This is a genomic window from Microbispora sitophila, assembly GCF_014892245.1.
GTDB lineage: Bacteria > Actinomycetota > Actinomycetes > Streptosporangiales > Streptosporangiaceae > Microbispora > Microbispora siamensis.
This window is the reverse complement of sequence record NZ_JADBGC010000006.1, coordinates 243767-270171: the sequence shown is the minus strand read 5'-3', so window position 1 is coordinate 270171 and position 26405 is coordinate 243767. Positions and strand designations below refer to the sequence as shown.

At 70.6% G+C, this 26405-nt stretch carries 20 protein-coding genes; 10 read left to right on the top strand and 10 right to left on the bottom strand.

Annotated features, from left to right (window positions below; genetic code table 11):
• Positions 1–31: 31 nt before the first annotated feature.
• The 6 genes from IL992_RS13345 to IL992_RS13320 form a co-directional block, all read right to left on the bottom strand.
• Positions 32–2791, bottom strand: a complete 2760-nt coding sequence (locus tag IL992_RS13345) for a patatin-like protein (protein WP_193203654.1) — start codon at positions 2789–2791, stop codon at positions 32–34.
• A 38-nt stretch (positions 2792–2829) separates the two neighbouring features.
• Positions 2830–4683, bottom strand: coding sequence for a peroxidase family protein (locus tag IL992_RS13340; RefSeq protein WP_226872859.1), 1854 nt, complete (start codon positions 4681–4683; stop codon positions 2830–2832).
• 89 nt (positions 4684–4772) lie between these two features.
• Complete coding sequence (locus tag IL992_RS13335) at positions 4773–6770, bottom strand: GMC family oxidoreductase (RefSeq protein ID WP_193203652.1); 1998 nt, start codon at positions 6768–6770, stop codon at positions 4773–4775.
• A gap of 223 nt (positions 6771–6993) precedes the next feature.
• A complete protein-coding gene (locus IL992_RS13330) occupies positions 6994–8115 on the bottom strand; it encodes a hypothetical protein (RefSeq protein WP_193203651.1) in 1122 nt (373 codons plus the stop codon).
• A complete protein-coding gene (locus IL992_RS13325) occupies positions 8112–9386 on the bottom strand; it encodes a glucarate dehydratase family protein (RefSeq protein WP_193203650.1) in 1275 nt (424 codons plus the stop codon). Before IL992_RS13325 ends, IL992_RS13330 begins: the two co-directional genes overlap by 4 nt.
• A gap of 8 nt (positions 9387–9394) precedes the next feature.
• Positions 9395–10297, bottom strand: coding sequence for a 5-dehydro-4-deoxyglucarate dehydratase (locus tag IL992_RS13320; RefSeq protein WP_193203649.1), 903 nt, complete (start codon positions 10295–10297; stop codon positions 9395–9397).
• Between the two features lie 419 nt (positions 10298–10716).
• Here IL992_RS13320 and IL992_RS13315 point away from each other — a divergent pair, with 419 nt between their 5' ends.
• The 3 genes from IL992_RS13315 (at position 10717) to IL992_RS13305 (ending at position 13463) form a co-directional block, all read left to right on the top strand.
• On the top strand, positions 10717–11520 hold the full coding sequence (locus IL992_RS13315) for an NAD-dependent epimerase/dehydratase family protein (protein WP_193203648.1): 804 nt from the start codon (positions 10717–10719) through the stop codon (positions 11518–11520).
• A gap of 2 nt (positions 11521–11522) precedes the next feature.
• Complete coding sequence (locus IL992_RS13310; RefSeq protein WP_193203647.1) at positions 11523–12938, top strand: aldehyde dehydrogenase (NADP(+)); 1416 nt, start codon at positions 11523–11525, stop codon at positions 12936–12938.
• 87 nt (positions 12939–13025) lie between these two features.
• Positions 13026–13463, top strand: coding sequence for a nuclear transport factor 2 family protein (locus tag IL992_RS13305; protein ID WP_193203646.1), 438 nt, complete (start codon positions 13026–13028; stop codon positions 13461–13463).
• A gap of 60 nt (positions 13464–13523) precedes the next feature.
• On the opposite strand, the gene IL992_RS13300 is transcribed toward IL992_RS13305, so the two are convergent.
• The gene (locus IL992_RS13300) at positions 13524–14825 is read right to left on the bottom strand and encodes a pectate lyase family protein (RefSeq protein ID WP_193203645.1); all 1302 of its coding nucleotides are present in this window, start codon (positions 14823–14825) and stop codon (positions 13524–13526) included.
• 57 nt (positions 14826–14882) lie between these two features.
• On the bottom strand, positions 14883–15800 hold the full coding sequence (locus IL992_RS13295) for a 5-dehydro-4-deoxyglucarate dehydratase (RefSeq protein WP_193203644.1): 918 nt from the start codon (positions 15798–15800) through the stop codon (positions 14883–14885).
• Between the two features lie 247 nt (positions 15801–16047).
• Here IL992_RS13295 and IL992_RS13290 point away from each other — a divergent pair, with 247 nt between their 5' ends.
• The 5 genes from IL992_RS13290 (at position 16048) to IL992_RS13270 (ending at position 21185) form a co-directional block, all read left to right on the top strand.
• Positions 16048–16905 (top strand): carbohydrate ABC transporter permease, encoded by an 858-nt coding sequence (locus tag IL992_RS13290; RefSeq protein ID WP_193203794.1) that lies wholly within the window; start codon positions 16048–16050, stop codon positions 16903–16905.
• A gap of 19 nt (positions 16906–16924) precedes the next feature.
• Entirely contained in the window at positions 16925–17803 is an 879-nt protein-coding gene (locus IL992_RS13285) for a carbohydrate ABC transporter permease (protein WP_193203643.1), read from the top strand.
• Positions 17804–17836: 33 nt separating this feature from the next.
• On the top strand, positions 17837–19126 hold the full coding sequence (locus IL992_RS13280) for an ABC transporter substrate-binding protein (protein ID WP_193203642.1): 1290 nt from the start codon (positions 17837–17839) through the stop codon (positions 19124–19126).
• 92 nt (positions 19127–19218) lie between these two features.
• Positions 19219–20382 carry an enolase C-terminal domain-like protein gene (locus tag IL992_RS13275; RefSeq protein WP_193203641.1) on the top strand — a complete coding sequence of 388 codons (1164 nt, stop codon included), beginning with the start codon at positions 19219–19221 and terminating at the stop codon, positions 20380–20382.
• A gap of 29 nt (positions 20383–20411) precedes the next feature.
• Entirely contained in the window at positions 20412–21185 is a 774-nt protein-coding gene (locus IL992_RS13270) for an IclR family transcriptional regulator (protein WP_193203640.1), read from the top strand.
• Positions 21186–21237: 52 nt separating this feature from the next.
• Here the strand turns inward: IL992_RS13270 and IL992_RS13265 are convergent, their stop codons facing one another.
• Positions 21238–22113 (bottom strand): NmrA/HSCARG family protein, encoded by an 876-nt coding sequence (locus IL992_RS13265; protein WP_193203639.1) that lies wholly within the window; start codon positions 22111–22113, stop codon positions 21238–21240.
• Between the two features lie 29 nt (positions 22114–22142).
• Here IL992_RS13265 and IL992_RS48330 point away from each other — a divergent pair, with 29 nt between their 5' ends.
• Positions 22143–23099, top strand: a complete 957-nt coding sequence (locus IL992_RS48330) for a helix-turn-helix transcriptional regulator (RefSeq protein ID WP_193203638.1) — start codon at positions 22143–22145, stop codon at positions 23097–23099.
• Positions 23100–23172: 73 nt separating this feature from the next.
• Positions 23173–25710, top strand: coding sequence for an FtsK/SpoIIIE family DNA translocase (locus IL992_RS13255; protein ID WP_193203637.1), 2538 nt, complete (start codon positions 23173–23175; stop codon positions 25708–25710).
• A gap of 34 nt (positions 25711–25744) precedes the next feature.
• Here IL992_RS13255 and IL992_RS13250 read toward each other — a convergent pair whose 3' ends face one another.
• Positions 25745–26296: a winged helix-turn-helix transcriptional regulator gene (locus tag IL992_RS13250; protein ID WP_193203636.1), complete on the bottom strand. Its 552-nt coding sequence runs from the start codon at positions 26294–26296 to the stop codon at positions 25745–25747.
• Positions 26297–26405: the final 109 nt, after the last annotated feature.

The window sequence follows — 26405 nt, the reverse complement described above, 5'->3', positions numbered from 1 at the left end:
CGACGGCACGAGCCGGAGAGGCAGACCGTCCTCAGCGGCGATCCGCCGACCGGCTCCCTGCGGAGACGGGATGGTTCGACCGACGGAAGACCACGCGCGGGACCACGCCGAGGAGCCTTCTCACCATTCTGATCTCGTCGCGCACGATGGCTTCGGCCACCTCCACGATGTCGGGCAGACCGAAAGCGGATGGCCTCAGCACCGAGACCACGGCCGCGGTCGCTTTGCGGGTGGTGCGGAGGAACAGCCGACTGTCCACTTCGTCGGCGAAGGACTCGTGTCCGATGCCGGCATGGGCGAAGGCGGTGAAGAGCTCCTCCGCGGTGAGCCGGCCGTGTCGATCGGGGCGACCGGGTCCGCACCGCCAGGCGGCGAGGAAGCGTGCCCCGTTGGAGCGGGGGGCGGCGCCACTGGTGAGATCATCCTGTACGGCCTGGGCCAGGCCGGGCAGTTCCTCCGCGAGGATGTCCGCGTGCAGCCGCCGGGCGACCGCCAAGGTCGTGGTCGTCAGGTCCGTGGCCGCGGGCAGGGCCTGCGCCGGGGTGTCGAGGAAGGCGAGTTCCCGTTCGATCCGCTCACGGTCGGCGTCGAAGCGGGCGGCGAGCTCGTCGGCGAACGAGCCTCCGACGGCGATCTCGCGGAGCCGGTCGTACGCCTCCTGCGCGGGAAGCCCGATCTGCCGCAGCCGTGCCGGATCGAGCACGGCTTGGACCATCCGGGTCGCTCCGTCCAACCGGCCCCAGATCCAGTCGTTGACCCGCCAGGACTTCTTGTAGAACGAGCCGAAATCACCCAGCTTGACCCCGCCGATCTTGCTCGGGTCGGTGGGGCCGCCGAAGGAGTTCGGCGTGTAGCCGCTGATCAGTTGCAGGATGACCTGCTGCTCCACCTCGGGCCGCCTCCCGGCGAGCGTGACTTCGCACACGTCGACGGCGAGCATGCGCCGCAGGAGGGAGTCCGGCGACCGGGCCGCGTCACGGGGCAGCAGTTCCTTCAGGAGTGATTCGAGCCGCCGGGTCTCGCCGGCCGCGTCCGGGACCGTGACCGGCGCGTCATCCGGCCGCCGGGCGGGATCAACGACCTGCCACAGATCGTCACGAGCCTCCACGAGCAGGTTTGCGATGCCCAATGCGATGCGGCCCCAGCTTTCCGCCAGGTGCACCGCGGGGCCGGGCGCGCCGTCCGGGGCCGCGCGGCTCAGCACGCCGTCCAGCCAGGAGCACAGCACCTGCCTGCGCTCCTCAGGACTGGCCGGCGGCACCGGAAGCGAGGCGGCGTGCCCGGTCCAGAACTCCGTTTCCGCCAGCCGGGCTGCTTGAAGCTCGCCCAGCTTGCCGTGCAGTCGTCCCCGTCGGTCACGGAGTCTCCTGCGCAGGCCCTGGTCGGGCAGGGGAGCCAGCCACATGGCGCGTTTGAGGACGTCCAGGGCCATGGCGCCGATGTGCTCGACCGGCTCGATGCCCCAGTCCCAGGCCGAAGGGGTGAGGCCGCCGCCCGGCAGGCGGGCGGGCACGTAGTGGACGACGTGCTCGTCCCGAGCGGACTCGCGCAGTGCCTCTTCGAAGTCCTCTCTTCGCCAGCTTCGCTGTTGTTCTCCGGCTGCCGCGACCAGCCGGGCGCAGATGCGGCCGCCCTCACGGTCGGCCTGGACGCGCACGTACCCCGCCATCAGCGTGGAGGCGAGCTCCTCGTTCATCACATGGATGAGGTCCGCCCGTGTGGTTCGCCGTGCGTGCACGCGCGCATTGGTGGCCGCGACCTCCCTGAGCTCCTCGGCCACCGACTGCGCCAGGGGGAGCCTGGCCAGGGTGCCGAGCACATTTGTGACCGTCGGCGGGTCATCGTACTTCTCGGCCGGTTCGTCACCTCGGACGATCGGGTTGGGGTTGACGTACGTCAACAGCCGGCGTACCTGACGCTGGGCCGGCTGGGCGTAAATCGAGGCGAGTGCCGGTTTCACCGGCATGTTCAGCAGGACGCCGCCGTCGAGCACGAAGCGGCTCTCCGCGAATGAGGCGATCGGCGTCTCAGCGCCGCCGTCCCGCATGTCGGGATGCAGCTCGTCCGGCCCTCGCTCTCCGATCGGCACGAAGCTCGGCTCGAATGCGATGGGAAAGGACGAGGTGCACCGTCCGGCCAGGGCCAGGCGGCGGGTGATCTCCCTCGAGAAGTGGAACGGGTCCCGCTCCGGCGGCGTGTCGACGCCGCGCACGAAGCGGAACCGCTCGGCGTGAACGACATCGATGATCTCGTTGCCGAAATCGTCCGCGAACCGGTCGTGCTGCCCCTTCATCAGGGTGGTGGTGATGATGAGATCGACAGGCCGTAGCCGTGGTGGCACGTATCGCGCGCCGCGCTGCTCCATCGGCACCAGGTTGTCGAACGCCGAGGCCAACTGGGGCAGGGCGTAGTCGTCACCCCGGAGCAGGGATGGTGGATTGTTGGGTGACGAGGCGCGCAGCAGCTCGGTGAACGAGCCCAGGTCGGTCCACAGCCGGCTCAGTGCGTCCAGCTCGGCGCCGTACACCTGCGCATATCCCAGGAGCGCCCCGTTGATCCCGCCGGCCGACGTGCCCGCGATCACATCCACGCGGACGGTCGAGCCGGTCAGCTCCAGCAGTCCCGTGTAAACCCCGGACGGGTCCAGCGAATCCTGCGCCAGCCGATTGATCTCGTTGGTCACGCCGCCTATCCACACCGCGAGGCTGACGCCCCCGTTGAGCACCACCGCGATGCGAATGTCCTCCCGGTCATCGGGAGGGATTTCGATGCGGCCGCTCCGATCGCTCATGGTCGTTCCTCCCGCCAGGGCGGTTCTTCTCGTTTCCGTCAGCCGGACGTCCGCGTCCACGGGGCGAAGGCGTTGCCGACCGATCTCATCGACGGCCGAAGCTGCGGGAAGTGACGCAGCAGAACGGTGGCCATGCTGTTGTTCTCGACCCAGTCCAGCCCCGCCTGGGTGTACACCTGCGGGGTGTAGTCCCGGGTGAGGAACCTGTCGCTGTTGAGACGACGCGACGCCATGAGGATGAAGATCCGGAACGCGGTGTCGCTGAAGGCGAAGCCTCTCGGGAGGGGTTCGGCGTACATGCCGGTTATGAGATCCACCCGTTCGACGTCGTCCTCGTAGATCCGGCGCAGTTCCTTCGCCCAGGTCGGATCGCGCGTCAGCGACTCGAAGTCCTTGGCCGGCCTGAGGTGGAGCAGTCGGCGGAACTCGTTGTACCGGGGCACGCCGAGTTCCCTGGTCCGCATGATGTCGATCGCCGCGAGATCCACGATCTTGCCGTCCGGCCGTTCGTACTCCTGCAGGAACCTCGGGAAGTTGTGGAGGGTGACGAGGCCGGGATGCGACGTGCCGAACGAGTAGAACAGGTCGGCCAGCGAGTGCCTGCTCAGGAATTCGAAGGTGTGACGATGTGCCAGCTCGCGGAAGGTGGCGGTCTGGAGCAGTGTGTCGTCCGCGGCCGAGCGGAAGCTCCAGTCGTCGGCGATGAGCGGGTGCATCCGGTAGACGGCTACGAACTCCTCGGTGAGCGAATAGGGAACGCCGAAATGATCGGTGGCGCCGCCCACGATGCCGCTGAGCACCTCACTGCGGCTCACCCGGCCGAACAGCCTGCGCACGCGCTCGCCGAGCACGCCGTACCAGTTCGCCCGGAGCGCCGCCACGGTGGTCGGATGGCTGATGACGGCCGGGGTCCACTCGACCGTGTGGATTTTCGCGATCAGCGCGGCGTTGACGATCCGGGCCCGCTGGAACAGCTGCTCGTCCGTCCAGTGGGGATACTCGCTGCTGAGCCGGTCGCAGATGGCGTTGTGCTCCTTGATGAAGAGGATGTGCATCATCGCCAGGCCCAGCCAGAAGCCAGTCCTGTTGCCGGGATCGTCCTGGAACTCCCCCGGGATCGGCTGCCCCTGAGCGGGCTCCCGCAGTTTCCCGCCCTCACCCGTGCGCAGCGCGTGCTGGGCCCGGGCGTCGTTGCCGTACAACTGGGACGCGTCCCACCAGTGGGAGTTCTCGTTGATGTAGGTAGGCGGATGTTCGCCGTCGCCCTCGGGCCGGGTGGGGTCCGAGGCGGTGCGCGGGATGAGCATGGGACGGTCCCCGGGCCAGGGGTCGCCGTCGAGCACCTCGATCCGCCAGGGATCGTCGATCCTGCCCTTCCCATGGCTGAACCAGTCCCGGATCATGAACTGGATCCAGGAGGCGACCAGGGAGTTGACCGTGACGGCGGGGACGAACTCGGTCCTGGTCAGCAGTGCCCTGCTCACCTCCCGTGGGCTCGGTGACAGGATCGCGGGCTCTCTCTCCGGAAAGGTGTGCTCATCGGGCACGTTGCGGCCGAACCGGGACCACGCCATGCCCATGCGCGGGTCGCCGAGGTCGTTGTAGGTGCCGTCCTCGGTGCGTTCCGTGGTGTGCCGCGCCTGCGGCGGTTGGACGGGCGGCTGGTTGCGCGCCGGAAAGCCGCTGGTGTCGTAGAGATTTTCGCGACGCAGGATGTTCCGCAGGCCGAGCAGGGTCGCCAGGCCGAGCGGCTTCGGCAGGCTGTACCAGCCGAAGCGGCGGTCCACGGCCAGGGCCAGCCGGTCGAACAGCCGCTGGAACGAAGGCGCGTGGGGGGCCGCCTCCGGGCCCCTCCCGGCCGGCCGTCGCTTCCGGAGCGGCGGGCGTCGCAAAGTCTCTCGGTGTTCCCGGGCTTCTCGGACGTCGGTCATCGCAGGAACCCTTTCTGCCTCGTTCTTTCGGAACATCCCGCCGAATTCGGTCAGCCGCCGTGGGCGCGGAACCCCGCACGGGTGCGGAGCGCGTCGGCGGCGTCGGCGAGGATGGCCGCGCTCGCCTTCTCTGCGATCATGTAGACGGCGGTGACGATGAAGAACCCCGGGATGCGGGGGAAGACGGATGCGTCGACGACGCGCAGTCCCCGGATGCCGCGAACGCGGAAGCGGCTGTCCACCACCGCCATGGGGTCGCCGGGTGGCCCGATCCGTGCGGTGCAGGAGGCGTGGTGGCCCCATGCCTCGTCGCGGACGAAGCGCCGCAGTTCCTCGGCGCCGCGCACGGCTTTCCCGGGAAGCACCTCCCCACGCACGCCGGTCCCGGTCCGCTCCATGATGCGGCGGGCCAGCTCGATCCCGTGGACGACGGCGTCCAGGTCCGACCCGTCGCGGTCGTCGCCCTCGTCGAAGTACCGGAAGGAGATCCGGGGCGGATCACGTGGGTCGTCGCCGCGGAGGGTCACCCGTCCCGCGGCATTGCGGGTGTGTGCCTTGAGCACGGCCCAGGTGAAGAATCGCCGGTTCCGCTGGAGATCTCGGGAATAGCCGGGATAGTAACCGCGGAAGAACGCCGGGAGGCCGAACAGGAAGAGGTCGGAAACCGGGAGGCCGGGCCGCGATTTGGCCGTCACCCCGATCACCGCTCCGTTCGAGGTGTACACCCCTTTTCCGTTCCGCCACTCGGCCAGGCATCTGTCCTCCGGGACGCCGGGCCCCGGCGGTTCGAAGCCGCAGTTCTCGATGAGGGCGAAGTCCTCGTCCATCTCGAACACGACCCCGGCCTCGTATCGGTCCTGGAGGTTGGCGCCCACGCCCGGAAGGTCGATGCGAACGGGTATGCCGTGCCGTTCGAGCTCTTCCCGCGGTCCGATGCCGGACAGCATCAGCAGTTGCGGCGTGTTGAACGCCCCGGCCGACAGGACGATCTCCCGGCGGGCCAGGACCTGACGGGCCGCGGGCGGAGGCCCGCCCGCGTCCGCCTGCGGATCCGCTCGGTACGCGTGCCGCGCGTCGAGGAACTCGACCCCCCTCGCGGTGCCCGTCTCGTCGATGAGAACGCGCGTGACCAGAGCGGCGGATCGTACGACGAGCCGATCCGGGTGCCGGGCCCGCACCTCGCCGAGGCGCTCCCGTACGCCGGCGCGCCTGCCGCCACTGGTGGACATCGGCACCATCCACAGCCCCTGTGGCGCTCCGCCCTGCACCCGCCAGTCGTTCGGGTCGAAGTACGTGTCGAGGCCTTCGAAGATCGTCAGGGGGCGTCCGAGCGTCTCGGCGAGCACGTGTCCGGCGGCCTCAATTATGATCTGGAGGAGCCGCTCGTCCCGGAGCACCAGCCGCGGGTCGGCCAGCGAGGTGCTCAGCCAGCCGTCGAACCCGTGCCGGCCCCTGTTCACGATCGTCTTCGGCACCAGCGGCAGTTGTTCCAGCGCCGCGGCCAGTCTGGGATTGCGCGGAGACAGCAACGGGCGCCTGACGTAGGTGCAGTGCTCCAGCCGCTGGAACCACCGGCGCATGCGGTCGTCCCGCCAGGTCTCATCTCCCGTCAACCGGGCGATCGTGTCCCAGTCGGAGGCGTGCGGGCAGACCGTGATCATGGCATTGTGAGTGGCGCAGCCGCCCAGCGTCCCGGCCCTCGGATACCAGATGCCGTCGTGCTCCGCGACATACTTGGTGTCCCGTCTCTGCCGCACGTCGTCGTCGTAGTGCCGGACGAAGAGATCCCATCGCAGTGACTCGTCCTCGGTGGCCAGCGCGTGGAAGGCGGGCACCTCGCACGACAGTCTCTCCTCCCGGCCACCGGCCTCCAGCAGGAGGACGGTGTGGCCGGCCTCGGCGAGGTTCGCGGCGACGGGCCCGCCGCCGGCGCCCGACCCCACGATGACGTAGTCGAACTCTTCCCGGTCCGTGTCCTCGACGGGTGGCCGCCCTCGGACGGGTGCGACGGATAAGAACGACGGGGTGGTGTCTGAACGTTCGTTCATCGCTCGGACCCCCGGGCTGCCGGGAGTCCGAGCGCTCCGATGCGATCTCGCCCGTCACGGGCTTACGCCGGAGTCCCACCGGAACCCTACGGCCGACAACCTGTCATTGATGCCTCTGCTACCGGTCCTCCCCACCGTGCCCAGGCACATGGCCGGGTACGTCTTTCATAGCTACAAATCACGACAAAGAAGCCTGGGCCGCCGGGCCGCGCCAGTCGCGTCGTCAGCGGCGGACGGCTTCGGCGATCGCCTTCAGCCGGGCCGTGGAGGCGAGGCCGCCGTGATACCAGTGGATCTCGGCGGCGCCGGCCGCCGTGTAGGCCTCGGCCAGGAACGACAGCGCCGCGCCGTCCGCCGGGCGTGGAGGCAGGGCCAGCACGTACGCGCCCACCCGGGGGCCGAGCCGGCCCAGGGCGCGCAGCCCGGCCTCGTCCACCTCGGGCGCGTTCCAGCAGTTGCCGACGAGCAGGTCGACGTCCACCCCCTCGGGGACGGTCGCGAACGGGCCGGTCGCCCACGGGTCGGCGTTGGCGTGCAGGGCGATCTTCAGGTCCGGCCGCACGGCCCTGGCCTCGGCCAGCAGCAGGTCGCGCAGTTCGCCCGCGAGACCGGTGCGCAGGTCGCGCATCGCGCCGGCCAGGTCGCCGAGCGCGTCCTCGACCGAGCCCGGCGCGCCGTCGACGCCCGCCCGCACCCGCGCGCGGACCTCGGCGACGTCCAGCCCGGCCGCCTCGTAACGGCGTACGCAGGCCGCGCAGAAGCACAGCGACAGCAGCGCGATCTGCGCGGGCGACCAGTCCGCGCCGTCGGTCTTCTCGTGGTGGCCGCCGTGGCGGAACCCGAGGGCGCCGCACGCCTCCAGGATCAGCGCGTCGGGGTCGCCCACCTCGACGACCTCGTGGACCAGCGTGCGGCAGTAGTCGCGCACGTCGGCCGCCGCCGGGCACAGCGCGTACGGGTAGGGCTCGCCGAAGGCGTTGGTGACGACCAGGTCGGGGTTGGCCGAGCCGAGCAGCGTGTTGTGGGTCAGCACGGTCCACGCCTGCACCGGCAATCCGGCGGCGCGCAGGGCGTCCCTGGCCTCCCCGAACGGGTCGGGGGAGTCCATCCACGACGGCGTTCCTGGCACCAGCCGGTGGCCCTTCCACGCCTCCTCGCGTACGGGCACGTAGCAGGCCGCGTGCCGCGCCTCGACCAGCCGGTGGGCCGGATGGGCGGGGGTCGCGGCGCGGGTGGTGTGGTAGGACGCCGCGAGCGCCACGGCGTCGACGCCGAGGGCCTTGAGGCGTGCGGCGGCGCCGGGGTCGCCGACGATGTCCCAGGGATAGGCGTAGATGACGTTCACCAGCGTGGCCTCCGTGCGGAGAAGGACGGGTCGACGGACCTCATGTACGTCGTGTCGTCGCGGGAGCGGACCCCGCACTTCTCATACTGCTCGTTCATGATTGCGAGGGCGTCGCGGTCGAGTTCCACGCCGAGTCCCGGGCCGTCCGGCACCGGGACCGCGCCGTCTGCGAACCGCAGCGCGCCTTTACCGCCCGAAGATGGGGCGACCACGTCCTGGCCGTCCTGCCAGGGGGTGTGGGTGTCGCAGGCGTGGGTGACCGCCGGGGTGGCGGCGGCCAGGTGGGTCATCGCGGCCAGGCTGATGCCGAGGTGGGAGTTGGAGTGCATGGACAGCTCGATGCCGAAGGTCTCGCACAGCGTGGCGATGTGCGCAGAGCGCACCAGACCGCCCCAGTAGTGGTGGTCGGTGAGCAGCACGCCGATGGCTGCCTGGCGTACGGCCGGCGGGATGTGCTCGGGGGTGACGACGCACATGTTCGTGGCGAGCGGCATCGGCACCTCGGCGGCGACCCGCGCCATGTTCTCGATGCCCTCGGTCGGGTCCTCCAGGTATTCGAGTACGCCGTCGAGCTCGCGGCCCACCCGGATCGAGGTCTCCACGCTCCAGACGGCGTTGGGGTCGAGGCGCAGCGGGTGCTCCGGGAACGCCTCACGCAGCGCGCGGATCGCCTCGACCTCCTGCTCGGGCGGGAACACGCCGCCCTTGAGCTTGATCGAGCGGAAGCCGTACCGGCCGATCAGCAGGCGGGCCTGCTCGACCACCCCCTCGGGGTCGAGTGCGGCGCCGAAGCCGTCCTCCGGCGCGCCCGGATGACCCGCCCACTTGTAGAACAGATAGGCGCTGTACGGCACGGCGTCGCGCACCCGGCCGCCGAGCAGGTCCACGACGGGCCGGCCCACGGCCTTGCCGCGGATGTCCAGGCAGGCGACCTCGAAGGGGGAGAAGATCCGGTCGACGGTCTTGGCCCGCGAGGAGGTGCCGGTCAGGCCGTGCAGGTCGGTGACGACGTCGGCCCCGACGAGACCGGCCACGGTGGCGTACATCGCGTTGTGGCCGTAGACGTCGTGGCCGATCAACGCCTCTGCGGCGGCCCGCACCCGCACGAGGTGGTCGAGGTCGCCGTAGGTCTCCCCGAGGCCGGTCAGCCCCTCGTCGGTGACGACCTCGACGACCGTGCGCAGCGCCCACGGCTCGTGGACGCCGGCGGCGTTGAGCAGCGGCGGGTCGCGGAAGGCGACCGGCGTGACGTTGATCTCGCGAATCCTCATCCGGCTCCTCATCCGACGATGTCCAGTCCGGTCGCGATCAGCTTCTCCAGCCGGGCGACGTGCTCGGGGGCCGCGTCGACCAGCGGCGGCCGCACCCGGCCCACGTCGAGGCCGCGCAGGGCGACGCCCGCCTTGACGAGCGAGACGGCGTAGCCGGGCACGAGGTCGCGCAGCTCGACCAGGGGGCGGTAGAAACCGGCGAGCAGGCGCCGGACGAGGTCGTCGTCCCCGGCGGTCACGGCCTTGTGGAAGGCCAGGGCCACCTCGGGGAGGAAGCAGAACACGGCGGAGGAGTACAGGCTCACGCCGATCCCCCGGTAGGCGGGTACCGTCATCTCGGCCGTCGGCAGCCCGTTGAAGAAGGTGAAGTCGCGGTCGGTCGCCTCCCGTACGGCGAGCACGATCCGCTGCATGGCGTCGATGTCGCCGAGCCCGTCCTTGAACCCGACGACGTTGGGGATCTCGGTCAGCGCCGCCGCGGCGGCGGCCGTGAAGCGGGCGTTGGCCCGCTGGTAGACGATGATCGGCAGGTCGGTGGAGGCCGCGACCTCGCGGACGTAGCGCACCAGCCCGTCGGCGGGCGCGCTGACCAGGTAGGGCGGCAGCAGCAGCAGGCCGTCCGCGCCCACCTCCGCGGCCCTGCGCGCGCACTCTCGGGCGAACGGGAGCGGGCCGCCGGCGCCGGACAGGACGGGCACCCGCCCGCCCGCCGACTCGACGGCGATCCGCACCACCCGCGCGTACTCGTCGATGCCCAGCGCGTTGAACTCGCCCGTGCCGCAGGCGGCGAACACCCCGCCGGCTCCTTCGGCGACGCCGCGCGTCACGTGCTTGGCCAGCACGTCCTCGGCCAGCTCACCGTCCGCGCCGAACGGTGTGACCGGAAAGAAGAGAACGCCGTCGAGCTGCATCCGCCCACTCCCTAGGGTGTCCACATACATGGACAAAGTTCTTCAATATGTCCACGAAGCTAGCCGGGTGATCTCACGAAAGTCAACCTGGTCGGCCTTCGGCCGCGCCGCTGGTCAGCCCGCGCGTGAACTGCCGCCGGAAGGCCGGAAGCGCGATGATCGACTCTGCAATTGCGTTCTCTTGCTAGCAAGACCGTAGAAATTGGCAACAGTTGGGTCAAGAAGCGATGTCGGGTCAGATATGTGAATCATGCCCGTAGTTGTGAACAGTTGGGGATTGCTGCGAGACTGGCGCCGTTCGGCATTGACACGGTCCGTACGTCGCGCGGACGATCACGGAGCGCCGCGCACCGGCGCGGGCACCGGATCCCCGTCACCGGGGCCGCGCCTTATTGCAGGGCCGATCCGACAGGAGGCACATGCGAATTCTCATGACCGGCGCGGCGGGCGGCGTCGGCACCCTGCTGCGACCCCGGCTGGCCAGGGAGGGGCGCGTGCTGCGCCTGCTCGACGTCGTCCCGCTGGAGGCGGGGCCGGGCGAGGAGGCGGTGACCGCCGACATCACCGACCCCGAGGCGATGGACGCGGCGATGGACGGCGTGGACGCGGTGCTGCACCTGGGCGGCCACAGCCTCGAACAGCCCTGGGCGGACATCCTGCAGGTCAACATCAACGGCACCTACGTGGTGCTGGAGGCCGCGAGGCGGGCCGGAGTGCGCCACGTCGTGCTGGCCAGCAGCAACCACGCGGTCGGGTTCTTCCCGCGCAGCGCCGGCGAGGCCCCCGACTACCTGTTCCCGCGCCCGGACACCTTCTACGGCGTGAGCAAGGTGACCAAGGAGGCGCTCGGCTCGCTCTACCACGACCGGTACGGCATCCAGGTGACCTGCCTGCGCATCGGCTCGTGTTTCGAGCAGCCGAGGGACGTGCGCATGCTGTCGACCTGGCTGTCCCCGGACGACTGCGCCCGGCTGGCCGAGGCGTCGCTGGCGGCGGACGGTTTCCACGTGGTGTGGGGCGTGTCGGCCAACACGCGCCGCTGGTGGTCGCTGGAGGAGGGCCGGGCCATCGGCTACGAGCCCAAGGACGACTCGGAGGTCTACGCCGAGAAGCTGATCGCCGAGCACGGCGAGCCCGATCTCGGCCAGCTGCCGCACTCGCTGGTCGGCGGGGCCTTCTGTGGCCCCCGCTACGACGTCGAGAACCTTTCGGCGGGGGGATGAGGATGACCGACCACGTGAACGACGCCGTCCGGTCGGCGGTCGAGCGGGCCGCCGCGGCGGGCGAGGGATGGCGGGCGACGCCCCCGGCCGAGCGCGCCACCGTGCTCGAAGGCGTCGCCGACGCGCTGCTCAAGCACGCCGAGGAGCTGTGGCCGGCCGCCGCGGAGGAGACCCGGCTGCCGGAGGCGCGGCTGCGCGGCGAGATCGCCCGTACGGCCGCGCAGTTCCGGCTGTTCGCCGACGTCCTGCGGGACGGCGGATGGGTCGAGGCGGTGATCGACCACCCCGACCCCGGCGCCACCCCGCCGCGTCCCGACGTGCGCCGGATGAACCACCCGCTCGGCGTCGTGGCCGTCTTCGCGGCCAGCAACTTCCCCTTCGCGTTCTCGGTGGCGGGCGGCGACACGGTGTCGGCGCTCGCGGCCGGCTGCCCGGTCGTGGTCAAGGCCCACGAGGGCCATCCCCGCACCTCCGACCTGACCGCCTCCGTCGTACGGCAGGCATTGCCCGACCCCGACCTGCTCGGGCTCGTGCACGGGTTCGAGGCGGGGGCCCCGCTGGTGAAGCACCCGCTCGTCACGGCGGTCGGCTTCACCGGCTCGCTCGCGGGCGGGAAGGCGATCCAGAGGCTGATCGACGAGCGGCCCGACCCCATCCCGTTCTACGGCGAGCTCGGCAGCGTCAACCCGGTCGTCGTGCTGTCCTCGGCCGACCCCGCCGCGGTGGCCTCCGGGTTCGCGGCCTCGCTGACGCTGGGGGTGGGACAGTTCTGCACCAACCCCGGCCTGATGTTCGTCCCGGCGGAGGGAGGGTTCGAGCAGGCCGTCGCCGAGGCGGTCGCCGCCACCAGCGGCGGGCCCATGCTGACCGAGAAGATCCGCGAGGGCTACCTGCGGGCGTCCGGCCGGCTGGCCGAGCGGCTCACCGTGCTGGCCGGCGGGGTCGCGGTGGACGGCATCACCCCGCAGGTCTTCGCCGCCGACCTGGAGGCGTTCGCGGACGGGCTGCCCGAGCTGGGGGAGGAGTGCTTCGGCCCGTCGGCGATCGTCGTCCGCTACCGCGACCCCGCCGACCTGCCCGCCGTGCTGCGGCGGCTGCCGGGGTCGCTGACCGCGACCGTCCACGCGGCCGGGCCGCAGGAGGCCCGCGATCTCGTGCCGGTCCTGCGCCGGCTGGCCGGGCGGCTCATCTGGAACGGCTGGCCCACGGGCGTCGCCGTCTGCTGGGCGATGCACCACGGCGGCCCCTGGCCCGCCTCCACGACCCCGGCGCACACCTCCGTCGGCGCGGCCTCGATCAGGCGGTGGACGACCCCCGTGGCGTACCAGGACTGGCCGCACGATCTGCTGCCGCCTGAGCTGCGTGACGACAACCCCCTCGGCGTGCCGCAGCGTGTGGACGGCCGCTTCCGCGTCTGACGGGTCCTCCTCGTCCGGGTCCCGGCTCCGGAGCCGGGACCCGGACGAGGAGGAAGAGAACGGCGTCTCGATAACCTGGACTCCCAGGTGCGAGAGTCGGGGGGTCTCGCCGTGGTCGACGTGGTGGACCGATATTTCAGCGCGTACAACACCCACGATCTGGACGCGGTCATGGGCTGCTACAGCTCGGTCCCGCGGGCGGTGGGGCCCGGCGGCCCCTTCGACGGCCACTCGGAGGTCGCGTCCTATCACGTGCTGATCTGGCAGGCGTTCCCCGACGTGCGCCTCACGGTGTGGCAGAAGATCGTCACAGACGCCGCCGTGGCCGCGGCCGCCGTGGGAACAGGCACGCACGCCGGCCCGTTCCCGCTCACCACGGGCGAGGTCGTCGAGGCCACCGGGCGGCGAGTCAGCGTGCGCTCCTGCTGGTTGTTCGACATCGCGGGCGGTCTGATCGACTGCAGCGAGGTCTTCTACGACCAGCTCGAGCTGTGCGTCCAGCTCGGGCTCCGCCTGCTCGCATGAGGCGTGCCGCGGAGACCGCGCGGCCCCTCCGGGTCCACAGGGGCCGCGCGCCGCCGGCCGTCAGTGGATCTCGCCGGCCCCGGCGTGCCGGGAGACCTCCCTGGGCACGGTTTCCGCGGGGTCGACCCCCGTGTGCAGGGTCGGCGTCCAGCCCGCGTCGGCGCCGAGGTCGGGGTCGTACTTCGCGTTGTAGGCGGCGACCAGGTCGATGGGCTGCTCCTTGCCGCCGACCCGCAGCAGGTTGCCCTTGGCCGTCAGCGCCGTGCCGCCCCAGTTGTAGAGCAGGTCGGCCGGGTCCACGCTCCGGCTCAGCCGGAAGTAGTTGTTCTCCGCGTAGATCTGGGACTCCACGCCCACGCCCAGCGCGTACTCGAAGGGCTCGGCGTCGGGCACCTGGTAGTAGTTGTTGTAGACGTGCACCTTGCCGAACCGCACGCGCGGCAGCCGCTGGAGGTTGCCGAAGAACTCGTTGTGGTGCACGGTGACGCTGAGCTTGCCCCGGTCGTTGGCGGGGTTGTTGGTCGAGCCGATCAGCATCGTCTTGTCGTGGTCGGAGAACTTGTTCCACGACACGGTGACGAAGTCGGACGCGCTGGTGATGTCCGACTGCCCGTCGTGCACCTGGTAGGGCCGGCCGAAGTAGACCGGCTGGTTCGAGTCGGGGTTGTCCCCGTCGGTGAACGTGTTGTGGTCGATCCAGACGTGGGTCGAGCCGGTGACCGAGATGTTGTCGTAGAGGGAGTTCCAGTTGCCCTCGGCGCCGTCGGTGGGATCCCACTGGGGGAAGCAGTCGGCCGCGTCCTCGAACCGGATGTTGCGGATGATGACGTTGTCGGCCTTGTCCACGTGCAGGTTGATGTGCCGGATGGTCGCTCCCGGCAGGCCCACGATCGTGGTGTCGGACGGCACCTTGAGCTTGATGTACTTCGTCTGCGCCGCGGCCGAGGCCGCCCGCGCGTCCTCCATGGGCCCGGACGGCTCGGTGTCGCGGCCCCACACCGCCGGGTCGTACGCCGCGAGGTAGCCGGCCAGCGTGTAGCCGCCGGTGGCGAAGTCCGCGCAGGTCTTGTCGACGTCGATGGCGCCCTTGACGTAGATGATGCGGGGCCCGGGGGAGGCGAGGGCCGCGGCCAGGCCCGCGCGGTCGGTGACCACGTGGATGTTCGACACGGGGGCCGCCGCGCCGCCGGTGGTGCCGGTGCCGGCCGAGGCCCAGCCGTCGCCCGCGGGCAGCGTCTGCCGCCCGAGATCGACCGGCTTCCCGGCCGGCGGGGTGGCCGCCCCGGCGGGGCCCGCGCCCAGCAGGGGGACGGCGGCCGTCACCGCGAGGGCGGCCGACACGAATAAGGATCTTCCGGGCATGACTGTCTCCGTTCCGCGGTCGCTCCCCCGAGACGAGTCCGTACGCGTCACCGGCGCTCAGGCCGGGTTGGGCGACCGCTCCAGTTCTTCGAGAAGGGCGAGACCGCGGTCGATCAGCGCGGCGAGCCTGTCGAGGTGCTCGGGGCTGGGATCGGACAGCGGCCGGCGGACGGGTCCCACGTCCAGACCACGCAGGCGCACACCCGCCTTGATGAGCGAGACGGCATACCCCGGGCCCTCGCGCCGCAGGTCGACCAGGGGCCGGTAGAACCCCTCGATCAGACGGTTGGCGATGTCGTCGCGGCCGTCCCGCAGCGCCCGGTAGCAGGCGAGGGCGAGGTCGGGGAGAAAGCAGAAGACGGCGGAGGAGTAGCGGACCACTCCGAGGTCCCGGTAGCCGAGCTGGGACAGCTCCGCCGTCGGCAGGCCATTGAAGTAGAGCATGCCGGGCGGGGCGGCCTCGATGATCCGGCGCATGAGGCCGAGGTCGCCGTGGCCGTCCTTGAGCCCGATGACGCCCGGGTGCTGCGCGAGCGCCGCGACCGTCTCCGGTTCGAAGACGGCGTTGTCCCGCTGGTAGAGGATGACCGGCAGCCGGGTGCCGTCCGCGATCGCCTCGTAGTGGCGGCGCAGGCCGTCCTGGCCCGCCTGCACGAGGTAGGGCGGCAGCGCGAGCAGGGCCGAGGCCCCGCCGTCCTCGGCCGCCCTGGCGAACTCCAGGGCCATCGCGGTGCCGTAGCCGGTCCCGGCGACCACCGGGACGCGCCCGGCCGCCTCCTCCACCGCGGCGGCCACGCAGGCGGCGTAGTCGCGCAGGCTGAGCGAGGGGAACTCGCCGGTGCCGCAGCAGGCGAACACCGCGCCGCACCCCGCCTCGACGCCCTGCCGCACATGCCGGCGGAACACCTCGAGGTCGAGCCGCTCCCCCCCGTCGCACGGCGTGACCGGGAAGAACAGCAGGCCGTCGAATGTCACCGGCTTCCTCCGTCATCCTTCTGAACCAGATTCATGCTTGTGAACACCCGGACCGTACGGTGTGCGGCGGCGCGTGGTCAAGACGCGCGGCCCCGAGAGGGTGAATGTTTCGAATAGGACACGGGTTCTTGACAGGACCGAGGCCCGAACATCACCGTTGATCCGTCCACGTTTGTGAACCGCGTTCAGGAATATGTCTTGAACGTAGTTCGGGAAAAGTCGCAGAGGAGATGCGCCGGTGACGACGATGCGCCGCAGGGCCGTGCCGTACCTGCTGATCTCACCGACGGTCGCGCTCATCGCCGCGTTTCTCGTCTACCCGATCGCCAGCGTCGCGTACTACAGCCTGCAGCACCGCAACCTCACCCGGCCATGGGCGGACGGCTTCGCCGGTCTCGACAACTTCCGGCGGATGCTGTTCGAGGACGAGGTCTTCTGGCACAGCCTGGGCTTCACCGCCAAATGGGTGGTCGCCGAGATCGGCCTCCAGCTGATCCTCGGGCTGGCCCTGGCCCTGATCGTCAATGAAAGTTTCATCGGCAGGGGGCTCGCCCGGTCGCTCGTCTTCTCGCCCTGGGCCGTCTCCGGGGTGCTGACGACGGGCATCTGGATCCTGCTCTACACGCCGAGCACCGGGGTGCTTCGCTTCCTCGGGCAGCCCGAGGCGGCGGTCCTCGGCAACCCCGACACGGTCTTCCCCGCCGTGGTGGTGACCGAGTTGTGGCGTGGCGTGCCGTTCTTCGCGATCCTCCTGCTCGCCGGCCTGCAGGGCATCCCGGGCGAGCTCTACGAGGCGGCGGCGGTGGACGGCGCCGGGCGGATCAGGCGCTTCCTCCACGTCACGCTGCCGCACCTGCGGGACGCGATCGTGCTGGCCACGCTGCTGCGCGGGGTCTGGGAGTTCAACAACGTCGACCTGCTCTACACGCTCACCGGCGGCGGCCCGGCGCAGGTCACGACCACGCTGCCGCTGTACGTCGCGCAGCGGGCCGTCGACTCCAAGGACTTCGGGTACGGCTCGGCGCTGACGATGGCGGGCTTCGTGATCCTGCTGTTCTGCTCCATCCTCTACCTCCGGCTCAGCCGGTTCGGCGAGGAACGATGAAGAGGCGAGGGGTTTCGCAATGAGCGCCGACGTGATGACCCGCCCGCGCACCCGAGCGGTGCCCGCGGGGGCCCGCCGACGGAAGAGGCGCGATCCCGGCCGGGTGCTGCGGCTCTACGTCCCCCTCGGGATGTACCTGGTCTTCACCCTCGTGCCGTTCTACTGGATGCTCGTGTTCGCCCTGCGGCCGGCCGGATCGACCGACCCGGTGCCCTGGCCGATCACGTTCGAGCACTTCGAGACCGTCTGGAACGACATCGGCTACGCGGTGTTCTTCAAGAACAGCGTGATCGTCGGGGTCTGGTCGCTGCTGTTCACCACGGTCATCGCGGTCATGGGCGGGTACGCGCTGTCGCGCTACCGGTTCCGCGGCCGGGGCCTGTTCATGGTCGTGCTGCTGTGCACCCAGTTCATCCCCGGCGCGATGATGCTGATCCCGTTGTTTTCGATCTTCAAGTCGCTCGGCCTGATCAACAGCCTGGCCAGCCTCATCGTCGCCGACACCGTCTTCAACCTGCCCCTGTCGATCATCCTGATGAGCGGGTTCATCTCGGCCGTGCCGTTCACGGTCGAGGAGGCCGCGATGGTCGACGGCTGCACCCGCTTCCGCGGCTTCCTCGCGATCGTGCTGCCGCAGCTGCGGCCCGGCCTGATCGCCGTGGGGTCGTTCGCCTTCATCCACACGTGGAACAACTTCCTGTTCGCGCTGATGTTCGTCAGCAAGCAGGACAGCTTCACGATCCCCGTCGGGCTCAGCTACACGATCGGGGAGTACAGCGCCGACTTCGGGGCTCTCGCGGCCGGGGGCGTCGTCGCCGCCCTGCCGGTGGTCTGCGTGTTCGCAGTGGTCCAGCGCTATCTCGTGCACGGCATCAGCGCCGGCGCGGTCAAGGGATAGCGACCCCCCAGCCTGTCGTATGCAGGAGGAACCATGAAGATGAAAGTGGCCGGGGCGGCGCTCGCCGTCCTCGCCGTCACCGCTACCGGATGTGGATCGGACTCGGGTTCCGACGAGGGCTCCGGCAAGACGACCATCACGTTCTGGGACAACAACGGGGGTGCCCGCACCCCGATCTACCAGGAGCTCATCAAGCGGTTCGAGGCGGCCAACCCCTCGATCCACGTCGAGTACGTCGGCGTCCCCATCGCCTCCGTCCAGCAGAAGTACGACACCGCCGTCGCGGGCGGGGACACCCCCGACGTCGGCGGCGTCACCACGTCGTACCTGGCCAACCTGACCGGCCAGCAGGCGCTGGAGCCGGCGGACGAGTGGCTGGCCAAGAGCTCGGTGAACGGCAAGCTGGCCACGCCGATGCTCGACTCGGTCCGCAAGACCGTGCCCGACGGCAAGCTCTACCTGGTGCCCAACACCTCCAACATGGACGTGGTGTGGTATCTGAAGGACAAGCTCCAGCAGGCGCCGAACACCTGGGACGAGTTCTTCAAGGACGCCGACGACCTGACCAAGAAGCCCGACGAGTACGGCTACACCATCCGCGGCGGCGCCGGCTCGATCTTCCAGATCCTCGCCGAGATGTACTCCTACTCGGGCGTCGCCCAGTTCTTCGACGCCTCCGGCAAGAGCACGGTCAACGACCCGAAGAACGTCGAGTTCCTCACCAAGATGGCCGGGCTGTACAAGAAGGACACCCCGGAGGCCGACGTCACCAACGACTTCCCGAAGATGGTCGCCGCGTTCGGCACCGGGAAGATCGCGATGATGCACCACAACCTGGGCTCCTACAACGACCACGTCAAGGCGCACGGGAAGGACAAGATCGGCGCCTTCGCGCTGCCGACCGGCCCCGGCGGCAAGCGGACCATCGTCGCCAACCCGGTGGACGGCTTCGCGGTCTTCAAGAACAGCGAGCACAAGGACGCCGCCTGGAAGTTCGTGGAGTTCCTGGTCTCCCACGACAGCAACAGCTACTGGAACCAGCAGACGGGTCAGATCCCGGCCAACACCGAGGCGCAGGGCGACTCCTGGCTGCAGGGCCTGGAGCACCTGAAGACGGCCGTCGACACGCTGAACGACCCGAACACCCAGGTCGTGTCCCCGCCCTACTACCTGCCCCAGTTCTCCTCCATCACCAAGGCCGACACCGAGCCCCTCTTCCAGAAGGTGCTGCTCGGCCAGATGAAGCCCCAGGAGTTCCTCGACACCCTGGCGCAGAAGCTGACCGACGCCCAGGCCGAATGGAAGAAGGCGACCGGCGGCTGACAACCGCCGCCGGATCCCGGGACCGGGCCGGTGCGTCCCTGACCGCGCACCGGCCCTCCGGCCCCTCCAGCAGCGAGAGAGAGGAAGAGTCCATGGCGGTCGTCGAACGCGTCATCGTCACGGTCTTCACCACGGTCACCAAGTCCGTGGTGGACGGGCACGGCCACCGGCACCCCGGCCCGCCCCGGGAGGTGCGGGAGGCGCTGCTGGCCGTCACCGACAGCGACGGCACGACCGGATACTGCCTGGCGGCGCCGGACACCGTCAGGGAGGCGGTGATCACCGGTCACATCGGACCGGCGCTGATCGGCCAGGACAGCCTCGACCGGGAGCGGCTGTGGCACCGCGTCGCCCGCCGGCAGCGGGGCGCCCAGGGCAACCTGTCCGACCGGGCGCTCAGCGCCGTCGACCAGGCCCTGTGGGACCTCGCCGGGCGCAAGCTCGGGCTGCCGGTCTGGAAGCTCCTCGGCGGCGCCCGTTCCGAGGTGCCCGCCTACGCGAGCACGATGTGCGGCGACGACATCCCCGGCGGCCTGGCCACCCCCGAGGACTACGCCGCCTTCGCCAAGGAACTCGTCTCCCGCGGTTACCGCGGGATCAAGCTGCACACCTGGATGCCGCCCATGGCGTACGGCGTGGACCGCGACATCGAGGCGTGCGCCGCGGTCCGGGAGGCGGTCGGCCCGGACGTCGCGCTCATGCTCGACAGCAACCACTGGTACTCCCGTTCCGAGGCCCTGGCCCTCGGCAGGGCCCTCGACGAGCTGAACTTCGCGTGGTACGAGGAGCCCATGGAGGAGGCGTCGGTGCAGTCGTACCGATGGCTCGCCGACCAGCTCAGGACGCCGATCCTCGGGCCGGAGACCTCCTGGGGCAAGCACATGGCGCGGGCGGAGTGGGTGGCCGCGGGGGCCTGTGACATCCTCAGGGTCGGGGTGGTCGGCTCCGGCGGGATCATCCCGGCGATCAAGGCGGTCCACCTGGCCGAGTCGTTCGGCATGGACTGCGAGATCCACGGCAACGGCTCCGGCGCCCTGGCCGTGATCGGCGCCACGTTGTGCGGGCAGTGGTACGAGCGGGGGCTGCTGCACCCGCACTCGGACTACGACACGCCCGCCCCGCACCTGCGGTCGATCGTCGACCCGCTCGCCGACGGAAAGGTGCGGATGCCGGACACTCCCGGACTGGGGGATGATCTGGATATGGACTACATCGCCTCCCGGACGGTCGCCTCCTGGGGAACCGGCTCACAATAGGAGGCGTACAGCGGGTCAGGGAGGTACACATGGCGGAACCCGTGCCGCACGTGAAGTCGGCACTCCGGACGGTCGAGCTGCTCGACTTCTTCGCGCAGTATCCCGGACTGCACAGCCTCACCGACCTTCAGGGCAAGCTGGGCTATCCGAAGAGCAGCCTGCACGCCCTGCTGCGCACGCTGGTCGACCTCGGCTGGATCGAGACCGACGTCACCGGCACGCTCTACCGGATCGGCATGCGGGCTCTGCTGGTCGGGGCGACGTACATCGACGGGGACCCGGTGGTCCAGCTCGCGCACGACGCCCTGGACTGGCTGGCCGAGGTCACGGGGGAGACGGTGCACCTCGCCCGTCTCGACCACTTCGACATCGTGTATCTCGCCACGCGGGCCTCGCGGCACTACCTGCGGCCGTTCTCCCGGGTGGGCCGCCGCCTGCCGGCGAGCACCACGTCGCTCGGTAAGGCGATCCTGGCGAGCAGGGACGACGACGAGGTGCGCGCGATGCTGCCCGCCGAGCTGCCCTCGCTGACGGCCCACACGATCGTGGACGCCGAGGAACTGCTGGTCGACCTGCGCCGGGTGCGCAAGCAGGGCTACGCGGTGGACCGGGAGGAGAACACCGAGGGGCTGCGGTGTTTCGGCGTCGCGCTGCACATCAGTGACCCGCCGCGCGACGCCATCAGCTGCTCGGTGCCGATCCCGCGCCTCACGCCCCAGCGGGAGAAGGAGATCGCCTCCTGCCTGCTGGAGGCGCGCGAGCGCATCGAGCGCTCCGCCATGCGTCAGCGCCGCGCCTACTGACGGGCTCCGCCCCCGGCGGCGGAGCCGGGGACGGGGCGGCGGAGTGTCGGCCTCACGCTCTCCAGCCGGTGGCGCGCAGCCACGTCTCCAAGGTCATCAGGCCTGGGTGCTCGGCTCGCAGGGCCCGCAGATCGACCTGTGCGGACGGGCGCTCGTCGAAGAACTCGTACATCCGGGCCACCCACTCGTCGAACGCGCGCACCTGCTCGATCGGCGTCCGTTCGAAGCGGGCCGGCAGGCCGCACACCCGGCCGAACGTCGCGGCGATCTCGGACGGGGTGAGCTCGTCGGCGCCCAGGTCGACGGTGCGGCCGAGGAACCGGCCGGGGCGCTCGAAGGCGAGGGCGGCGAACACGCCGATGTCCTCGACGCCGATCAGCTGCATCGGCTTGCCGGGCTGCGCGGGGAGCCTCACGACCAGTGTGCCGTCCTCCAGGACCGGCCGGTTGTAGGTGGCGAAGTTCTCCATGAAGGAGACCGGGCGCAGGATCGTCGCCGGGATCCCGAGCGCGTGGATCTCGCGCTCGATCCGTGCCTTGCTCTCGAAGTGGGGGATTCCGGAGGGGGCGTCCGTGCCGGGGACCGAGCTGTACACGAGGTGTCCCGTGCCGATCTCCGCGGCCAGCCGGGCCACCGTCAGGCCCCGCCCCTCCTCGGCGGCGGCGCCCTCGACGGTGATCCTCGGGCCCTGCATCATGGTCAGCGCCAGGAAGACCCCGTCCACGCCCCGCATCGCTCGGCGCAGCGCCGCCTCGTCGTCGAGGTCGCCCACGACGAGTTCCGCCCCCGACTCTTCCAGGGTCTTCGCGGCGGAACAGCCCGGGTCGCGCACCAGGGCGCGTACGCTCCGGCCCCGGGCGAGCAGTTGCCGCGCGGTGGCGCCACCCTGCCGGCCCGTGGCGCCGACCACCAGTACGGGATCGCTCATGACGCCTACCTCCGTGGCAGACTCGCGGTGTGAAGGATCATGGACGCCACGATAACGAGACGGCGTCCGGCGGTCCTGGCACTCGTGCTGCCAGTCACGCGCCCGGCCGCCGCGCCAGGGCGTCGGACCGCAGGGCCGAGCTCGGCGCGTTCCTCCGCGCCCGGCGGGCCCGCCTGCGTCCGGCCGACGTCGGCCTGCCGGAAGGCGATCCGGCCCTGCGCCGCACCCCCGGCCTGCGCCGCGAGGAGATCGCCCAGCTCTCGGGCGTCGGTGTCACCTGGTACACCTACCTGGAACAGGGACGGGACATCTCGGCGTCGGCGCAGGTGATCGACGCGCTGGCCCGTGCGCTGCTGCTCGACCCCGACGAACACCGCCACCTGCGCGAACTGGCCGGCCTGGCCCCGCCGGACACGCCGTCCGGCGAGGGGGAGCGGCCACGGGACCGGCTGCGGCGCCTGGTGGACGCCGCCACCCCGAACGCCGCCTCCGTGTACGACGCGTGCTTCGACTATCTGGCCTGGAACACCCCCTACGCCCTGCTCCGCCACGATCCGCTGACGCTCCCGCCGGGCAGGCGGAACCTGCTGTGGATGATGTTCACCGACGCCGGCAACCGCGCCCGGATGGTCCATTGGGAACCCGCCGCCCGCGCCCTGATCAGCCAGTTCCGCGCCGCGATGGGACGCCGGCCGGGTGACCCCGCCCTGACGGCGCTGGTGGCGGAGCTGACCGAGGTCAGCCCGGAATTCCGCGAGTGGTGGGCGGACTACCCGGTCCGCCGCTTCAGGCCCGCGACGGTCGCGATCGACCACCCAGAGGTCGGGCGGCTGGACCTGGAGATGTTCCAGCTGCGTCCGGCGGAGCACCCCGATCTCCTGCTGGTGCTGGAAGTGCCGGCGGGCGAAGACGGTCGCAGGCGGGTGATCTCGCTCCTCGACGGACGGCGGGACTCCGGCAGCACCCAAAAGGGCAGCGCCCCATAGAGCAGCGACCCATGGGGCGGCCTCCCGGCGCGCCGCCCCGGTAATCGCCCGCATCCGGGGTAACTTCGGCATCATGGCCACCCGTACGTCCGGACAGGGGTCCGGCAAGCGCCCCGCGTCGCGCTCCGGTTCCCGTACGGCTTCCCCGAAGCGATCCCCGGCGGGTTCCCGAGGCAGGGCGGCGCCCAGGCCCGCGCCCAAGCGGCCGGTCGCCACCGGCCAGGACCCGATCAGCTGGTTCTTCCTCGTGATCGGCAAGCTCGTCATCGGCATGTGGATGCTGGTGGCGAACGGCGTGGGCGCGGCGGCGCGGGCACTCGGGCAGGGCGCCCGCGATCTCGACCCCGTGCACCGCCGCGACGGGCAGGGTCTGTCGGTGCTCGCGGGCGCCATCGTGCTCGCCGCCCTGACCTGGCGGGACACCAAGACGGGCTTCGCCGCGTTCGTCGACGCCGTGGTGCGCGGGACGGTGGGATCGCTCGCCTGGGCGGTGCCCGTGCTGCTCGCGGTGCTCGCCTGGCGGCTGCTGCGCCACCCCGACCAGAACGCCGAGACCGGCAGGATGGGCATCGGCTGGACCGCGCTGCTGGCCGGGATACTCGGGATCGTGCACGTCGCCCACGGCACGCCGTACCCCTCCGGAGGGCCCAACGACGGCATGGACAACGTGTCGGCGGCGGGCGGCATGATCGGCTTCATCGTCTCGGCTCCGCCGTCGAGCATCCTGCCGGCGTTCATCACGATCCCGCTGCTGGTGATGCTGTCCGGCTTCGGCCTGCTGGTGATCACCGCGACCCCGGTCCACCGCATCCCCGAGCGCCTCGCCGAGATCCAGCACATGCTCTTCCAGCGGCCGGAGCAGACCGGGGAGCCCCGCAAGGCCCCCGCCCCGGCCAAGAAGCGCACGCGCAAGCAGCAGGGCGACGGGCGCGAAACCGCGGGCGGCGACGGCGTCAAGCCGTACGACACGCCCGTGCTGTCGGAGAAGGAGCACTCGCCGGAGATCGTCCCCGGCCTGGTGGACGACGTCGTGGAGTCGGCCGAGCCGACCGAGCCGGAGATACCCAAGCCGGCGCCGCAGCCTCCGCTGCCGACCCCCGCGCCGCGCAAGGTGGAGCAGCTCGTCCTGTCCAGCCAGGAGGGGCCGTACACGCTGCCGGACCTCGCGCTGCTGCGGCCGGGCAGCGCGCCCAAGCCGCAGACCAAGGCCAACAAGGTCGTCGTGGACGCGCTGAGCAGCGTGCTGGAGCAGTTCGCCATCGACGCGCAGGTGGTCGGCTTCACCCGGGGCCCGACGGTGACCCGGTATGAGATCGAGCTGGGCCCGGCCGTCAAGGTCGAGAAGGTCACCGCGCTCACCAAGAACATCGCGTACGCGGTGAAGTCGGCCGACGTGCGGATCCTGTCCCCGATCCCGGGCAAGTCGGCGATCGGCGTGGAGATCCCGAACACGGACAAGGACCTCGTCTCGCTGGGCGACGTGCTGCGCTCGTCCGTGGCCCAGGCCGACCACCACCCGATGATCGTGGGGCTCGGCAAGGACGTCGAGGGCCGCACCATCGTGGCCAACCTGGCCAAGATGCCGCACATCCTCATCGCGGGCGCCACCGGCGCGGGCAAGTCGACCTGCATCAACGGGCTGATCTCCTCGATCCTCCTGCGAGCCACGCCCGACGAGGTCCGCATGGTGCTGGTCGACCCCAAGCGGGTCGAGCTCAGCTCGTACGAGGGCATCCCGCACCTCATCACGCCCATCATCACGAACCCGAAGAAGGCCGCCGAGGCCCTCGAATGGGTGGTGGGCGAGATGGACCGGCGCTACGACGACCTCGCGGCCAGCGGCTTCCGGCACGTGGACGACTTCAACAAGGCCGTGCGCGCGGGCAAGCTGGTGCCGCCGCCGGGCAGCGAGCGGGTCTACCAGCCGTACCCCTACCTGCTGGTGATCGTGGACGAGCTGGCCGACCTCATGATGGTCGCGCCGCGCGACGTGGAGGACTCGATCGTCCGCATCACGCAGCTCGCCAGGGCCGCCGGCATCCACCTGGTCATCGCCACGCAGCGGCCGTCCGTGGACGTCGTCACCGGCCTGATCAAGGCGAACGTGCCCTCGCGGCTGGCGTTCGCCACCTCCTCGCTCGCCGACTCGCGGGTCATCCTCGACCAGCCGGGAGCCGAGAAGCTCGTCGGGCAGGGCGATGCGCTGTTCCTGCCGATGGGCGCGAGCAAGCCGATGCGGCTGCAGAACGCGTTCATCTCCGAGAAGGAGATCGCGGAGGTCGTCGCCCACTGCAAGGCCCAGATGCAGGCCGAGTATCGGGAGGACGTCGCCGCGCCCGCCGCCGCGAAGCGGGAGATCGACGAGGAGATCGGCGACGACCTCGACCTGCTGATCCAGGCCGCAGAGCTGATCGTGTCGACCCAGTTCGGCTCCACGTCCATGCTCCAGCGCAAGCTGCGCGTCGGCTTCGCCAAGGCCGGGCGGCTGATGGACCTGCTGGAGAGCCGCAACGTGGTCGGCCCCAGCGAGGGGTCCAAGGCCCGCGAGGTGCTGGTCAAGCCCGACGACCTGCCCGGCCTGCTCGCCGAGCTGCGCGGGGAGACCGGCTGAACGCCGGCTCTGACCACGGACGTGCCGTCCGTGATCAGGCCGGTTCTGGCGCCGGGCTCTCCGTCGCACCCGCCTGGAAGGCGGCCTCGGGTGCGGGCCGGTGCGCCACGCCTTCGTACCGCTGCCGCATGACCGGTCCCGCCGCGGGTCCGGCCGCGAAGACGTAGCCGGGGCCGTCGACCCGCTCGCCGGTGTGGGCGTCGACGACCACCGGCTCGGCCTCCCGGCCGGTCCGCGCGTCGACGAGGATCATCGACCGCTCTTCCGGGGCCAGTTGCGCGTTGCGCCACGCGGCCAGCGCGACGAGCACCGGCCGCAACGACCGCCCGAGGTCGGTGAGCACGTACTCGTACCGGACCGGCCGCTCCTGGTAGGGCCTGCGCTCCAGGATGCCGCGATCGACGAGGCTCTTCAGCCGGGCCGTGAGCATGCTCGACGACAGGCCGATGTTGGCCTGGAACTCGTCGAACCGGGTGTAGCCGTCGAAGCAGTCGTGCAGGATCAGCACCGTCCACCACTCGCCGACGACGCCCAACGTCGCGGACAGCGGACATTCGCGATCTTCCAGCCTGATCTTGCTGACCATGTCCATCCTTGAGTCGAGTTACTGCTATGGTAGCAGTCACCTGTCACTGCTAAGATCGAAGTAACTCCGATCGGGAGAATCATGCCCCATCTGGACGCTTTCTCGCTGG

Excerpts from the sequence above, each read along its gene's own strand:
- IL992_RS13345 (WP_193203654.1), bottom strand. The coding sequence starts at position 2,791 with ATGAGCGATCGGAGCGGCCGCATCGAAATCCCTCCCGATGACCGGGAG.
- IL992_RS13335 (WP_193203652.1), bottom strand. The coding sequence starts at position 6,770 with ATGAACGAACGTTCAGACACCACCCCGTCGTTCTTATCCGTCGCACCC.
- IL992_RS13325 (WP_193203650.1), bottom strand. The coding sequence starts at position 9,386 with ATGAGGATTCGCGAGATCAACGTCACGCCGGTCGCCTTCCGCGACCCG.
- IL992_RS13320 (WP_193203649.1), bottom strand. The coding sequence starts at position 10,297 with ATGCAGCTCGACGGCGTTCTCTTCTTTCCGGTCACACCGTTCGGCGCG.
- IL992_RS13315 (WP_193203648.1), top strand. The coding sequence starts at position 10,717 with ATGCGAATTCTCATGACCGGCGCGGCGGGCGGCGTCGGCACCCTGCTG.
- IL992_RS13310 (WP_193203647.1), top strand. The coding sequence starts at position 11,523 with ATGACCGACCACGTGAACGACGCCGTCCGGTCGGCGGTCGAGCGGGCC.
- IL992_RS13300 (WP_193203645.1), bottom strand. The coding sequence starts at position 14,825 with ATGCCCGGAAGATCCTTATTCGTGTCGGCCGCCCTCGCGGTGACGGCC.
- IL992_RS13290 (WP_193203794.1), top strand. The coding sequence starts at position 16,048 with ATGCGCCGCAGGGCCGTGCCGTACCTGCTGATCTCACCGACGGTCGCG.
- IL992_RS13285 (WP_193203643.1), top strand. The coding sequence starts at position 16,925 with ATGAGCGCCGACGTGATGACCCGCCCGCGCACCCGAGCGGTGCCCGCG.
- IL992_RS13280 (WP_193203642.1), top strand. The coding sequence starts at position 17,837 with ATGAAGATGAAAGTGGCCGGGGCGGCGCTCGCCGTCCTCGCCGTCACC.
- IL992_RS13275 (WP_193203641.1), top strand. The coding sequence starts at position 19,219 with ATGGCGGTCGTCGAACGCGTCATCGTCACGGTCTTCACCACGGTCACC.
- IL992_RS13270 (WP_193203640.1), top strand. The coding sequence starts at position 20,412 with ATGGCGGAACCCGTGCCGCACGTGAAGTCGGCACTCCGGACGGTCGAG.
- IL992_RS13265 (WP_193203639.1), bottom strand. The coding sequence starts at position 22,113 with ATGAGCGATCCCGTACTGGTGGTCGGCGCCACGGGCCGGCAGGGTGGC.
- IL992_RS13255 (WP_193203637.1), top strand. The coding sequence starts at position 23,173 with ATGGCCACCCGTACGTCCGGACAGGGGTCCGGCAAGCGCCCCGCGTCG.
- IL992_RS13250 (WP_193203636.1), bottom strand. The coding sequence starts at position 26,296 with ATGGTCAGCAAGATCAGGCTGGAAGATCGCGAATGTCCGCTGTCCGCG.